Consider the following 13,615-nt stretch of genomic DNA (forward strand, 5'->3'; position numbering starts at 1 on the left):
CTCGAGACCGGCGGCTTCAGACCCCAACTCCTACACCCCCGATTGGGATGAGCCTATTTAACCGCTACCGTTTCGCGTATTCAGCTTTTAAAGAATCAGCGATTCCACCAACAGGTTGACGCAAAGATCCTTCTAGACACAAGTCGGACGGAAATTCCGTGAGCACGCAAGCAATACGATGAGAAAATTGTCGCGCGTTGAGACCAAATCGGAGGAATACAATTTCTTCTGGAGGCCGACCATAGGGCAACCAGTCCACAGCACATTGCAAAATTTCAGAAATTTCTCGACGAGGAGTCCTATTAACCATATTCTCCAAGTTAGATTTTCGGCGACGCCGTGCCGGCGTTGGATTGTCTTTCATTTGCCACTGGTTTCGCTCGACTCAGTTCACCCTGAAGTCTCAGTCGTCGAGACGGTTACCGGATTTTGTATCGAATACTGTGACCGCATTACTATCCGAACCTATATCTAGACATTGTCCAGCATAGATATCGGAACGCGAGGGTACACGCATGACAATCTGGGAGCTAGATGCACCGCCTATGCTCGTGCCATATACGAAGGAAGTCGAGCCGAGGTCTTCGACGAGATCTACAGAAATGGTCAGCCCTTTTCCGTCTGGAACCACGCGTAGGTCCTCAGGCCTAATACCCAAGGTGACGTTCGCCGAACCCGCCTTGGCCATAGCAGAACGTTCCAAGGGTAGGTTCGTACTACCGAACTGTGCACGACCATTGGTAGACGTGGTCTGGAGGAGGTTCATACCTGGTGATCCGATGAATTCTGCGACGAACACGTTGGCAGGACGCTCATAAATGGCCATCGGCGTGTCCACCTGTTGGAGTTTGCCGTTGTTGAGTACAGCCACACGATCACCCATAGTCATCGCCTCGACCTGGTCATGGGTTACGTACACGGTGGTCACCTGCAGTCTTCGTTGCAGCGCGGCAATTTGTGTACGGGTCGATACTCGTAGCCGAGCATCGAGATTCGAGAGCGGTTCGTCCATGAGAAAGGCGCGGGGTTCACGAACGATCGCGCGTCCCATGGCGACCCGCTGGCGCTGGCCGCCTGAGAGGGCTTTGGGTTTGCGGTCAAGAAGCGCCGTCAGCTCCAGAATCTCCGCTGCGTGCTCCACCATCTTGTTACGTTTCTCGGAATCGACACCACTGAGCTTGAGTGCGAACCCCATATTGTCGCGCACACTCATATGGGGGTATAGGGCATAGTTTTGGAATACCATCGCGATATCACGATCTCTGGGTCGAATCGCCGTCACATCTTGGTCGCCGATGAAGATGTTCCCGTCGCTGACCTCCTCGAGACCTGCGAGCATCCTCAACGAAGTGGTCTTCCCACATCCGGAGGGCCCCACGAGAACCATGAACTCGCCGTCCTCGATGTCTAGGTCGAGGCGGTCTACGACGGGCCGTTCGTGGCCGGGGAAGACTCGGGATACCGAGCGGAAGGAGATGGAGGACATGGAATGTTGTTCCTTTCAAAATGATTTTTCGAGGTCGGAATCGATGCCATCCCTACGGGTTGTCCGCCGAGCACACCCCTCGTAGATGATCGGCGAATGATCAACTCGGCCGGGATGAGGACCTCTTTGGTCTTGTTGCGCGGGGCGTCCATCGCATGGAGGAGTTCCTCCGCCGCGCGGGCGCCGATCACAGCGTTATTGGGACGCACGGTAGTGAGACTGATGTAATCGGATCTGCCCATCTCGACGTCGCCGTACCCGATGACCGCCACATCGTTCCTGTCTTGGGCGGCAAGTGCGCCCAGGGCACCGATCGCTGTGTAATCGGAGAGCGCAACGATGGCAGTGAACTCGGTGGTACCGGACAGAAGTCGGCGGGCAGCAGAGAACCCTGATGCGTGCGAGAAGTCGGCGGGCTCGACATGGACTTCCGATTCGAGTCCGTGAAGAGTCATGGCTTGCCGGTAGGCGTCGGCACGCAGCTCCGCAATATGTCCACCACCGCCCCCGATGTGGACGATGCTGCGGTGCCCGAGCGACGTCAAGTGTTCAACTGCTGCTGCCATACCCATTCGATTGTCTGTACGGACCGTGGCTGCAACAGTTTCGGTGTCGAACGAGGCGCCCGCGAGAACTGATGGGATCGAGCGGATCATCGGATGCACGGCTGACATGTCCTCGAGTTCACCGACGACCAGGAGTGCGGTTGGTCGGAGATCGCCGAAGAATGTCACTGCATCGGCGTCGAGCGAGGTTTGTCCGGCGCGTGTGTCTGCACTGACTGCCGTCATCAGTCCGACATGTCCGGCTGCTTTGAGTCTGGATCGGGCGCCGTCGATAATCTCCGCAAATGCTGGACTGTGCAGATCAGCCATGAGAATGCCCACGAATCCACCATCGGAGGCAGCAAGTGAGCGTGCTGCCCAATTCGGGCGAAAGCCGAGCTTGCCGGCGGTTTCCAAGATGAGACGGCGGTTTCGTTCGCTCACCTGCGCTGGGCGCGCGTAGACCAGTGAGACGAGAGACTTTGAAACGCCGGCTTCCGCCGCGACGTCTCGGATCGTAATCCGTGTCTTCTTTGCAGGCTCTGACATCATCATCCCATCAGTATGGAGTCCTGCCATCTGTGAATTTTCCTGTGGCACTGCTGTAAGTGCGTCAGGTCCTGTCGCCGGAGCCGCACGGGGAGTCCGGTGAGAACATCCTCGTGCGGCACCAAGCCCGCTTCACTGCTGTGTGATATTTTCCGTACAAATATCGTCTGCGTAGCAACGGATTTCGTAGACCCCTGCCGAAGGGTCACCGTTGGTCGCGTAGATCATCAGTCGGAGGGCTGATGTCTGAACTGCGTCGAACGTGTGCACCACTCGGGTCCGGATATTGCCCGTCACCTTGACAATCTCGTGCCATTCACCATCCACCAGCGCTTCTACTGCGTAATCGCGGACAGTCTGCGGATCTCGATAGAGCGGCGGGTACGCGTGATATTCCCGTAGTAGGTGCCCGGCAAAGGTGAGCTGCACCTGGCACACGGATTGGGGTGTTGCCCAGTCCAGGCGTAGCCATTGTGGCAGTGGGAAAACCGGATCGGACCGCCACTGGTTCGGCGACTGATGCGGACGGGTGACGCCGGAGGTCACTTCCGACGCTGGGTACGCGGCTTGGGCGGGTTCGATCTGGAAGCTCATGGTCGAACCACCGCCGAACCGGCGATATCTACCGCCGTCCTCGTAGGCCGCGATCTGACCTGGCAGCACCGCTGAACTGACGACCCATTCGACGTCGGGGGATTCATGGAGATCGATGCGGATGAAGCGCACCTCCGAGTCCGAGATCGGGTCGATGTCAACCTGCCAGTCGACCCAGTGCGGGCCGCCTGGGCTGACGAGAAGTTCGCCCTCAGCCAGCGGTTTCCCAGCATCGATACGGTAGTCCCAGATGTTATCGACCAACTGGACCGTTGCGGCCACTACACGATCAGCATCGGCGTGGTTATGCAGCGCCATCCGCAACGACGAGATGGGTTGTCCAGCACCGACTGCCACCCACTGACCGACGCGACGCTTCAACTCGCCACGGAAAGGAAATACCGGATACCCGCGCCAGTGGTCGATACCACCGAGCCAGTTCGCGCTTCCCGGGCCGACACCGTGCACCGACTGGGTTGAGCTGGAGCTGGTTACTGCGCGCAACGCAAGATCGGCTGGGTCTTCATTCTTCTTGTGCGGGAGAAAGCAACCATCGCGTAGCAGCGCCTGCTGTACGTCGCCGATGATGTCGGAGTACTGACGGCGTAGATCGGTGACCTCACCGATCAGCGCCGCAGCAGTACCTGCTGCTTGCCCCATGAGTGCCGTCGTTCCCATAACACGCAGTGACCCCAGCGCAACGTGGGTCGCGCTCACGTTGCGGCCGGCCATCATCAGGTTGGACAAATCTCGTGCGATGAGGGTACGCAGTGGTACACCGAAAGGTCCGACGTATGTCGTCGATCCCGAACTCGACTCCGGATCCATCAGGCGGGCGGTAGTGACCGGTTCGGCGACCTCTTTGAGTAGACCTCCGATGGTATGTAAGTCGATATACCATCCACCGTAGGCGATTTCATCATCGAATCGGTCCTCAGCGCCCAGATCGTGCTCGGTCATGAGGTACTCGCCGAGAACTCGTCGGCTTTCGCGCTTGCCCGGAATCTGGCCCACCCAGTCGAGGGCGAGGTTCGCTGCGCGAGGCGACCAGTACGGATCCCGATTCTTCAAGTAGTCCCAGATTCCGAGCACATGCCGGGTCAGCTCGTGCCGAATGGTCTCATTGTCGTGCAAGGTGTCCCATGGAGTGCCGATCTCGATCCACCAGTAGCCACTTTCAAGGGTTGGAATCATCCGACCGCCGTTGGTGAAGAAGGACTGATCGTCGTACCTGTGTGCCCATTTCGGGGCTTCGAAATCGATCGGGGCTCCGGTGTCGATTGTTTTGAAGTGCAGCGAGCTTCCCATGGTGTGACTCGTCGCGGTATCTGGGGCGTGAAGTTCGTCGAACTCGTTCGCCGCTTCTTCCCCCGTGCGGCTCTCAGCTCCGGCGAGTGCTGCGACAGTCCCGTCTCCGGTGCAGTCGATGAACACCGACCCCCGGATGAGTAGTTCTGTTTCCGCGTTGGCGACGCGAGCATGGACAGCGACGATTCGGTCCCCGTCGATTTCGGCATCGTATGCTGTCGTATTGAGGTGCAGAGTCAGTCCTGGTGTGCGAACTGCCATGTCATACAGAACCAAGTCCCAGACACTATTTGTCCAACCGTTCTCACGAATAATCGCGTGATTGGTGGCGCGATCTTCGATGAGAGCCTCAGAGATAATCCCCGTCTCACGGGCGTAACCGTGGAATGCTGCAGCACCATGCGGCGTGACACGAACCTCGGACGAGGAGTTGCCGCCCAGGACTGGCCGATCTTGAATGAGCACAACACTGGCGCCGTGCCGAGCGGCTGCTATGGCGGCGCTGAAGCCAGCCAAACCTCCGCCACTGACGACGACGTCATATGTCTCTTCGATGGTCTGCACTACGTACTCTCTCTCTTTGTTCAGGTTTGTTTCAAAGACAAGATCGGATTTTTGATCAGTGGTTGGCGAACTCCTCTTGTAAGGCTTCGCGGGCTTCGGTGAGAGCCGCTTTGACGCTCACTACGCCTTTCAAGCCACGCTCGATTGATTCGTCGAGAATGAGTTGCGCTGTAGTGGCGAGCGGAAAGCTCCACAGGGGGTTGGTCTGGGATGACGATGCAACGACCCGGTTCCACTCAGCATGGAAGGTCGCTTCGGTGAACCACGGCGAGCTCAGTGAGGACTCTGAGGTCGGGGGCTGACCACTGGCCGTGAACATCGTTTTCAAAGCGCTGTCGTCGGTGCTCATGTATTGCAATAAGGTTTGTACGTCATCGTCAAGTGTCAGGGCGACGAGAGGTTGGCTCCACCGCAGATTGGCGCTCGTCCCATGAGATCCAGTGGGTCGAGGGAGGGAACTCATCTTGTCGGCGATATTCGGATCGACAGATTGCTTTGGGACGACTCCGATCGCCTGGGGCGCATCCTCGTAGAAAACCGCGCGTTGCTGCCCGAACAGTGTGCGAGCATCATCACGGATGATGCCCGGCGCGATGAGCCCTTCGTCGAGAAGCTTCTTCCAGTATTCCAGTGCCTCAGTCGATCCGGCGTCACCCAGCGTGACCTCTCGACCTCTGACCACGGAGCCACCGAAGGCCCATACCCACGGGATGTAGTCCTTGAGCTGTGTGACATTCGTGCACGGGAGGTACGGAATCATCGTGGGGTCAGAGCGTTTGATTGTGCGGAGAGCTTCCGTGAAATTTTCGATGGTCCTGAGGTTCTCAAGGTCGATACCAAACTCTCGGGCGAGTTCGGTGTTGGTCACAATCCCGATCGCCGATTGCGTCCAAGGCATTGCATAGCGCTTTCCCTGGTACGTACCGCTGTCGAGAACCCTTGTCGGATAGAGTGACTCGTCAACAATGAGACTCATCTCCTTCAAGACTCCAGCGGTAACCAAAGTGGACATCCACTCTTCGTCAATGTGGACCACGCCCGAAGAACGTCCATCTCTCGCCTTGAGCACGAGTTGATTCAGGTACTGCGCGTACGGATAGGTCCGATCCACGACTTCGATGTCGTGTGCTCGCGTGAAGCCTGTTGTCACCTCACGCAATGCTTTTCCACTGCTTTTGTTGCCGAACATCCACGATGTGAAGTTGACGCTGTGGGATCCCGAACCCCCACCGGCGCTGCAACCGCTCAACAGCAGAGCGCCGACTGCACCTGCGCTGGTACCCAGAAAAGCCCTACGCGAGATACCCGTGTCAGCCAGTGCCTTAGGTGTCGAGCGTGCTCGATCAGCGTTGCGCTTGATGGATCTCATTTGACAGCTCCTGTCATTGCGCCGCTGACAAAATGCTTCTGGAAGATCAGGAAGATCGCCACGACGGGCAGCGAGGAGAGGATCGAAGCCGCCATCATCTCGCCGTAGGAATTCTGAAACTCACCCATGAATGTCAGCGCCAATCCTGCAGGTAATGTTTGACGCTCTGTGTCAGCAAGGGTCAACGCAAACGGAAGATCGTTCCACGCTCGTATGAACGAGAAGAGGCCGACCGCGATGAGGGCCGGGCGCATGGCTGGTAGCAACACTGACACCATGATGCGTAGCTCACCTGCGCCGTCGATACGACCGGCCTCGATCAATTCGTCGGGAAGCGCATCAAATGTATTCTTCAACATCATGACCGAGAGCGGAAGCGTGAACGTTGTATACGAGAGGATTAGCGCCGTATAGGTGTTGAGCAATCCAACCGATTGGAACGCTGTATACAGGGTCAACAACAGGAGTACTTGAGGCACAATCTGAGCAAGCAAGATCAAGTACATCATCGAACTCCGAGCAGCAAACCTGAATTTCGAGAAAGCGTAACCAGAACAAAATCCGACGATCAAGCTGAAGGCCGAAGTGGCCACCGAGATGAAGAACCCGTTGAGAACGAAAGTCCACAATGTCTCGTTCTTGATAACAGAAATGAAATGATCAAGAGTGTAGGTGCGCAGGAATGATGGCGGGAATTGAAATATATCCGAAGTATCTGTGAATGCAGTAAATATCATCCACGCGACAGGTAGAAGGGCAAAAATTCCGACGATCACGATCGTCACGTATCCCGTGCTCGACCGTTGCTTACCTGGCTCGCGCCTCGAAGCTGGCGAAACTGGTTTTTCAACTTTAGACGGAACTGCTTTCACCGGCGATAGCGTCACTTCTGTGCCTCCCGCTCTTGACGTGCCGAATAGAACAAGTAGATCGCCACGACTCCAGCCATGAGGGCCGTCCAGAGGATGCCAATGGCACCCGCCTGACCTAGATCGAACTTGTGGAATGCCGACTGGTAAAGATCGACCGATAACGTCGTCGTTGCTCCGACAGGGCCGCCCCCCGTCATCACGTACGGGAGTTCGAAATGCTGAAGACCCCAGATCGTTTCCAGTAGTAACGTAAGCGCGATAGCTGGTCGAATCTGCGGGAGTACGACGTAAACCTGCTGCTTCCATCCGCTCGCCCCATCAATTGCAGCCGCATCATAGACCTCGGCTGGAACTCCTTGAAGAGCCGCGAGAATGAGAAGCATCATCCACGGAAAAGAATGCCAGATTTTACCGATAATGACTGCTATCATCGCGAAACTCGGCGAGTCCAGCCAATTCACGGAGTCAATCCCAATCCAGTCAAGGACACCGTTCGCCAGACCGTAATTCGCGTCGAAAATCCAGCGCCACAGAAAAGCCACAACTACACCTGGCAAGAACCATGGCACTAGCAGAGCCGACCGCCACGCAGTGCGCGCTCGGATACCGGTGTTCAGTGCCAGCGCAGCCGCGAGCGCGATGGCAAAAGCACCAAGTGTGGAGCCTGCGACGAAAACGACCGTGTTCTGCACAACGGACCAGAAGTGACTGCTCGACAGAAGACTCGCAATATTCTCGAATCCAGTGAATCTCGCACCACCTGTGTCGAGAAGACTTTCATCGAAAAGTCCATAAAGAAGGGACTGCGCAAAAGGGTAGGCCACAACGGCAATGAACAGTAGGAGTGTCGGAGCAACGAGAAGAAAGGGGAACACCCGGCTGTGAACACGAGAACGGCGGCGATACGAATGACGGTTACGCCCTACCTTCCGGGACACTGCCTCCCTCTCCGAAGCAGTGTCAATGGACGGCGTCATCCGCGCGCACCGACTATCAGTGATTGCTGCAAAACCTTGTCTCCTTAACTTCCGAGCTCGTCAAAACTGAACGGAGATTGCGGCCATCCTGCGTTCCCCCCGATGCAGTGCCACTTCTGTGGCATGTCTGACGATGCATCTGCGATGTGCGTCAGATCACTTGGACCGGTCCAAAATTACGCACGAACAAATGTCCTGTCAATAGGTCTAGGTCGTGACACACGTAGGAGCGGGCCGCACGGACCACGCGAAGGCGGCATGCATGGTGAAGCTGGCGGTAAGTACTACCCCACCGGCTGGTGCCCTACAACTCCCCGCGAACAACACACACCCGCACCCGGAGTAGTTGCGGCGCGCATGTCCACCGCCACCACGCAGAGGCTCCCCACCCGCTCATGCATATCCCACATGCATCCTGGGGATCGTCGGCAGCGGCCTTCGGCGCGAAGAACCCTGACCTCAGATGCTGGCAAAATACCCGGCCTTCCCCACGAAAGCGCTGGAACTGACGGGCAGATGGGTTTCTCACATGTTGATCTCGCGGAAGAGCTGTGCCGGACCAAGCGCCATCTGGCAAACATCCTCGGTGAAACGGATACGAGACCTGCTCTCCGCGCAGTCCGCTAGCGGTGATGCTTGTCGTCTTGCCGATCAGACACTGATCGTCGCGCGAGATTTTATGTCGACGCAGCCTTCTTGGCCTCGCGTGCACTTTTGGCACGTTCGATGCGATTCGGCGTCTGAAAGACTTCGTCGAGAAATATGGACATCAAATTGAGGATCTCGTCGGCCTCTTCCGGGATCACATCGTCTATAAAATCCCCGTGGGCCATGTCGTTGCCCAAAAAACGAATCTCATGTGCGGCTGCCTGAATAATCGCCCGAATGTGGCCTTGTTCAGCGAGATTGTCAATCTTGGTTGCCAGATTTCCCTTGACGATTTCCTTCTCCTTGCAAGTGGATTCGATTACTGATCGAGACATCAGCACGGCCGCACGGAGTGCATTGAAACTTCGGCACCGGTAGGCCTCGTCTGCGGCGGAGGCGATGTGCGCCGGTACATCAGGGAAGTCTCTGCCACTTGCCCGTTCTGGGTACCAGACGGATATGTCCGCAGCCGAGTGGACGGTGGCGGCAGGCAAGTTCCGCGTCACGTTCCCGCCGAGACCCACGTTTGGCCATTTGCAGTTGTCGCACGTATACAAACCTGCAATCGGATCGCCATCACGGCCACCGTTAGGGTTCAACACTTGCGTGTGCACGAGTGTCATGTGTGAAGACTTTTCACAATGCCAACAATCTCTGTTCGCCATGGCACAAAGACTAGGACACCCTCCTGCGGTGAGTCCCGTTTCCTTGATGCCTAGTCGGTGTCAGAAGTCTCGTCCAGCCTCGCGGTCGGGTTGTGCGGCGGTTCGTGGCTTGGGTTCGAGTTTCGGGGGGGATCAGTGACGGGCGTACTGCTTCGGTCGGGCTGCTCGGGTACGACAAGCGCAAAGACTTCTGTGCGGCGTCGATCTCCACTTGCTCTTCGGCGGTGTAGGACCGTTCGACGGACTCGGGCGCCGCCGCCGCCGCCGTCGTGGCGGTGGCCTCGTGCGCGTGTTCTTCGCGCTCGACGGAACCGGTCTCGGCGGATCGTTGTGCGGCGGCGGTGAGTCGGCGGTGTACCGATTCGAGTTGCACTCGGCTGACGGTCTCGAGTTGGGCTGCGTAGGCAGCGGCTCCTGCGGCGCGTGATGATGCAGCGATCGCTTCGGTTGCTTTCATCAGTTGCCGCAGTAGCAGGGCGTAGCCGGCGGCTGCGTCGAGTCCCGGCTTGCATTGCATGACGATCATCGCTGCGCCGCCCGCGGAGACGATGCCGGCCTTCTTCGGGGCGTGTTGGTGTGCGGGGATCTGCGCGGACCGTGCGAGTTGGACGGACGCTCTCGCGAGTGGCCCGGGTGTGGCTTCGACTTGGGAGGACCACGCGGCGAAGACACCTGCGGTTCGGCCGGCGGCGCGTGCCCATTGTGCTCGGTCGGTGACCGGAATGCTGGTGAGGTATTTGTTCCACTGCTCGATGTCCTGCGCGGCGCGTGCCAGCAGTTCGGGATCGGCGACGACGCTCTCGCGTCCCTTGCGCACTGCGGGCATCTCCCGTCGTGCTGCGCGCCATTCTGCGACGGCTTCACCGGAGCTGGTGGGTGTGTCTTCCCATTCCTTGCGGAGGCGGGGGAGTGTGAGGTCCTTACCGAGGTGCCCGCCACCGTAGAAGATGGGTTTGGCATCGGTTCCGGTGGCGTCGCGGTCGGGTCTGACGGCGACCTTGTAGCCGACTACGACGTCATCGCGGCCGGAGGCGAAGCGAGGACGGACGATCAATCCTTGCCCGCGAAGTCGGCGCACGAATTCCGCTTCGGACTTCGACGATGTTGCACAGGCGCGCACGCGCCGTGCGAGGAGATCGCGGTCGAGTTCGGTCTGCCCGTTGCGTACTGCGCGCGCATTTTCGGCGCGGTGGTAGCCGCGTTCGCCGGTCTTGCTCTGACGGGACTCTATGACAGCGAGGCCGTGTTCACGTTCGATGCGTGCGGCCGCGACGCTTGCTCGTTTCCAGTCACGGTAGAGGTTGACTTTGGTTCCGTCTTCGCGCACGGCGGATGCGGCGATGTGGATGTGGTCGTTGCCTTTCGCGGACACTCGTGGCGGACGGCGACCCATCTGGCGGGGCTGCGACCGGAGGTTTCGGTGAAACCCATTTCGTCCATGAACTCGGTGGCGATCTTGTTCCACTGCTCGTCCGTCAGCTCGCCTTCATCGGCTTTGAGCGAAAGTGAGCAGTGCCAGACATTTCCGTCGCGATAAGGGTCGATCGGATCGCGAACCTTCTTACCGTGACTGTCGCGGACGTCCTGCTCGGCATCGTCGCGCAGGTAGTTCGGGATCTTGATTTCGGTGCCGAACACTTTGCGGGGCTGGTCGATCTGCTTGCCAATCGCGAGAGCGTCGACACCGCTGAGTTCATTGTCGTCGTGCCACGCCATGATCGCGTAGTCGCCGGCCACCAGATGGGGGTCGGTGTGCTCGTTGCTCTTACCCGGACCGGCGAGGTACGACATCAGTCCGGTGACTTTGGCGCCGCGGGAAATCTTGACGATCACGGCGCGGACATCTCGTCGAGGGTGCCGTGAATCCGGTCCGCCAGTCGACGCACGCTGACCAGTGCGCCGTTCAGTTCGGCGGGGATGTCTCCGGTTGCGTTGGTTGCTTTCGCCATTTGGTTGATGTTGGTCGAAATTGCCGACAACAACCGGAACGCGGAGAACAACTCCGCGGCAAGATCGCGCCGATCGGTGGCGGTTTCACCTGTGTCTGAGAGGGCGGACTCGACCATCAGCCGCGCCACAGTGATGCGCGCTTCCTGCGCACGGCGCAGCAATTCGGACTCCTTCCCAGATGCGCGTTGCTCGCGAGGCTGAGCAGAAACGTCAAGCGGAGCTGATGGCGAATCCCAGTGCTGAGCTTGTTGAGGCATATCGGGAGTTGCAGGCGGCGGAGGCGGCGTCCGGTGCGCGGATCGGTTGCGCGCGCGGTGGCGATATGACTGACCCGAAAACCGTTCGCGCTCTTGCTCGGCTGTTGAGCGATCACACCGAAAAGTTTCAGTAGGAGCAATTCACGGCCACATTTGTGCTGGTCAGCCCGCTTTTGTCCGGATGTTTTCAGTCGCGGCCGAGGTCGTGTTCGCGTTTCGGTGTGGCCGGCCGCTTCGGTGTGGTGTCTTCGGGGGCCGCGCTGCGGGCACGGTGCGCGGGTGGTGCGGGGAAGCTCATGCGGGCGCGCTTGGCGATGTCGCTGAGTTCGTTGGGGTTGTACGGTTCGCGGTTTCCACTGCGGAGATGCTCGATCATCGCTTTGTGGTGCTCGGCCACCTCGAGGTGGATGACGTTGCCTTGGGTTTTGGCGAGTGTGGGCGGTTCGGTGTTGTTGCGGTGTACGCCGACGGCGAGGACGTCGCGGAGTGGTGTGTGGGTTGCTTCCATGGCGACGTAGCGGGCTGCTTGTACTGCGGAGGCGTGGACTTTCTGCCAGTCGATGGTCCAGCCGGAGGATTTGAGGAGTTCGTCGAAGAACACTCGTTGCGAGCGGGAGTTGCCGTCCCGAAACGGGTGCAGGACGGTGGTTTCGCCCCAGTGATAGGCGAGTCGGTCGACGGCGCGGTCTTTCGGGAGTCCTTGGGGGAAGTTGTCTTTGGCGATTCCGCGGAAGATGAATGCGGCTTGGTTTTCGATGTGTTCGGGTCGGCAGTGTGGGAGGTTCATGCCGACGGCGCCGGTGTCGCGGGTGCGGAGGGTGCCTGCCCAGTCGTAGACGTCTTGCAGGATGAATTGGTGGATCTTTTTCAGGTGTTCGAAGTCGAAATTACCTGCGATGGGCTGTAATTCGAGTTGCAGGATGCGCTGATACGCCGCTTCGGTTTCGTCCTCGAGGAGTGCTTGCGGGTCGGTGTGCCCGAGTTTGTTGATCAGGACCCCGGTTTCGGGGTCGACGTACGGGTCTTTCAACTGCGGGCAGCTCGGCGGCGGCGGTTTTCGGCGAGGACGAGTGCGACTGCTTCGTCGCCGGTGATTTCTCCGCGTAGTTGCCGGCGTCCGACTTCGATGCCGTATTCGCTGGGTTCCATGCCGGCCATGCGGTGGCCGGCGGTGGCGGCGGCGATGGCTCGGTCGATCTGGGCTTCGGTCATGTGCGACTGTGCGTTGCGTGCAGTGGTCACCGGTGCTCCTTCGTCGACTCGGTCGAGCGTGGCGGTGTGCAGGGGAGCTGCACACCGTTGTCTATTCTACCTGATCATTGCCTGTTTCCTGCGGTCAACAGCCGTTGTGGGGCGGTGTTCAGAACAGAGTGTTTTGGGTTTGCGCGGCGGCGTCGTCGGTGCGTTTCTCGTAGGCGGCTGCGAGGGTTTGCGCGGCGGTGGGGCTGCATCCCATTTCGGTGCCGATTTCGTCCCAGTCGGCTCCGTGGTGGTGGAGCTGCCAGGCGTCGTGTTCGTCATCGGTCATGGTCTGGGTTCCTGTCTGCTCGAGGGCGACCTTCGGAGTTTGGCCGCTTTCAGGAAGCTGTAGGTCGAAAGGGCGAGTAACCCGGCTCCGGCGATGAGGGTTCGGCTGGTTCCGATGGTGAAGTCCAGGGCTGCGACGGCGAGGGCGAGGACACCGAAGATGCTGTGTTTCACCACCCCCGGCCTGCTGATTCGCTGATCTGGCTTGTCTGGAGTGTTCATGCTCGGCCTTCGCGGATGGCGGCGAGGCGTTGGGAGGCTGCGCGGCGTTCGCGGCCGATGCTGAGCAGGTGCTCGAACAGTT

At 58.9% G+C, this 13,615-nt stretch carries 14 protein-coding genes; all 14 read right to left on the reverse strand.

What is annotated here, in order from left to right; genetic code table 11:
• Positions 1–403: 403 nt before the first annotated feature.
• A complete protein-coding gene (locus H7C86_RS35430; protein ID WP_007731935.1) occupies positions 404–1,486 on the reverse strand; it encodes an ABC transporter ATP-binding protein in 1,083 nt (360 codons plus the stop codon).
• A complete protein-coding gene (locus H7C86_RS35435) occupies positions 1,423–2,586 on the reverse strand; it encodes a LacI family DNA-binding transcriptional regulator (protein WP_007731937.1) in 1,164 nt (387 codons plus the stop codon). The genes H7C86_RS35430 and H7C86_RS35435 overlap by 64 nt, the downstream gene beginning before the upstream one ends.
• 126 nt (positions 2,587–2,712) lie before the next feature.
• Positions 2,713–5,046 carry an FAD-dependent oxidoreductase gene (locus H7C86_RS35440; protein ID WP_007731939.1) on the reverse strand — a complete coding sequence of 778 codons (2,334 nt, stop codon included), beginning with the start codon at positions 5,044–5,046 and terminating at the stop codon, positions 2,713–2,715.
• 55 nt (positions 5,047–5,101) lie between these two features.
• Positions 5,102–6,235, reverse strand: a complete 1,134-nt coding sequence (locus tag H7C86_RS35445) for an extracellular solute-binding protein (protein ID WP_238565211.1) — start codon at positions 6,233–6,235, stop codon at positions 5,102–5,104.
• Positions 6,236–6,411: 176 nt separating this feature from the next.
• Positions 6,412–7,302, reverse strand: coding sequence for a carbohydrate ABC transporter permease (locus H7C86_RS35450; protein ID WP_238565212.1), 891 nt, complete (start codon positions 7,300–7,302; stop codon positions 6,412–6,414).
• Entirely contained in the window at positions 7,299–8,111 is an 813-nt protein-coding gene (locus H7C86_RS35455) for a carbohydrate ABC transporter permease (protein WP_259349420.1), read from the reverse strand. The genes H7C86_RS35450 and H7C86_RS35455 overlap by 4 nt, the downstream gene beginning before the upstream one ends.
• An 830-nt stretch (positions 8,112–8,941) precedes the next feature.
• Positions 8,942–9,535, reverse strand: a complete 594-nt coding sequence (locus tag H7C86_RS35460; RefSeq protein ID WP_182263371.1) for a DUF4145 domain-containing protein — start codon at positions 9,533–9,535, stop codon at positions 8,942–8,944.
• A gap of 52 nt (positions 9,536–9,587) precedes the next feature.
• Entirely contained in the window at positions 9,588–10,904 is a 1,317-nt protein-coding gene (locus H7C86_RS37760) for a hypothetical protein (RefSeq protein ID WP_259349421.1), read from the reverse strand.
• A complete protein-coding gene (locus H7C86_RS37765; protein ID WP_259349422.1) occupies positions 10,805–11,410 on the reverse strand; it encodes a relaxase/mobilization nuclease domain-containing protein in 606 nt (201 codons plus the stop codon). The genes H7C86_RS37760 and H7C86_RS37765 overlap by 100 nt, the downstream gene beginning before the upstream one ends.
• Complete coding sequence (gene mobC, locus H7C86_RS35470; protein ID WP_007734770.1) at positions 11,407–11,688, reverse strand: plasmid mobilization relaxosome protein MobC; 282 nt, start codon at positions 11,686–11,688, stop codon at positions 11,407–11,409. Before mobC ends, H7C86_RS37765 begins: the two co-directional genes overlap by 4 nt.
• 283 nt (positions 11,689–11,971) lie before the next feature.
• Positions 11,972–12,814, reverse strand: coding sequence for a Fic family protein (locus H7C86_RS35475; protein ID WP_182263372.1), 843 nt, complete (start codon positions 12,812–12,814; stop codon positions 11,972–11,974).
• A complete protein-coding gene (locus tag H7C86_RS35480; RefSeq protein WP_007734780.1) occupies positions 12,811–13,026 on the reverse strand; it encodes an antitoxin VbhA family protein in 216 nt (71 codons plus the stop codon). Before H7C86_RS35480 ends, H7C86_RS35475 begins: the two co-directional genes overlap by 4 nt.
• A gap of 118 nt (positions 13,027–13,144) precedes the next feature.
• Positions 13,145–13,312 carry a hypothetical protein gene (locus tag H7C86_RS35485; protein ID WP_007734781.1) on the reverse strand — a complete coding sequence of 56 codons (168 nt, stop codon included), beginning with the start codon at positions 13,310–13,312 and terminating at the stop codon, positions 13,145–13,147.
• Complete coding sequence (locus H7C86_RS35490) at positions 13,309–13,533, reverse strand: hypothetical protein (RefSeq protein WP_007734782.1); 225 nt, start codon at positions 13,531–13,533, stop codon at positions 13,309–13,311. The genes H7C86_RS35485 and H7C86_RS35490 overlap by 4 nt, the downstream gene beginning before the upstream one ends.
• Between the last annotated feature and the right edge of the window lie 82 nt (positions 13,534–13,615).

It is taken from the genome of Rhodococcus sp. UFZ-B548 (genome assembly GCF_903819475.1).
GTDB classification, from domain to species: domain Bacteria; phylum Actinomycetota; class Actinomycetes; order Mycobacteriales; family Mycobacteriaceae; genus Rhodococcus_F; species Rhodococcus_F erythropolis.

Excerpts from the sequence above, each read along its gene's own strand:
- H7C86_RS35430 (WP_007731935.1), bottom strand. The coding sequence starts at position 1,486 with ATGTCCTCCATCTCCTTCCGCTCGGTATCCCGAGTCTTCCCCGGCCAC.
- H7C86_RS35435 (WP_007731937.1), bottom strand. The coding sequence starts at position 2,586 with ATGATGATGTCAGAGCCTGCAAAGAAGACACGGATTACGATCCGAGAC.
- H7C86_RS35445 (WP_238565211.1), bottom strand. The coding sequence starts at position 6,235 with ATGTTCGGCAACAAAAGCAGTGGAAAAGCATTGCGTGAGGTGACAACA.
- H7C86_RS35460 (WP_182263371.1), bottom strand. The coding sequence starts at position 9,535 with ATGACACTCGTGCACACGCAAGTGTTGAACCCTAACGGTGGCCGTGAT.
- H7C86_RS35485 (WP_007734781.1), bottom strand. The coding sequence starts at position 13,312 with ATGACCGATGACGAACACGACGCCTGGCAGCTCCACCACCACGGAGCC.
- H7C86_RS35490 (WP_007734782.1), bottom strand. The coding sequence starts at position 13,533 with ATGAACACTCCAGACAAGCCAGATCAGCGAATCAGCAGGCCGGGGGTG.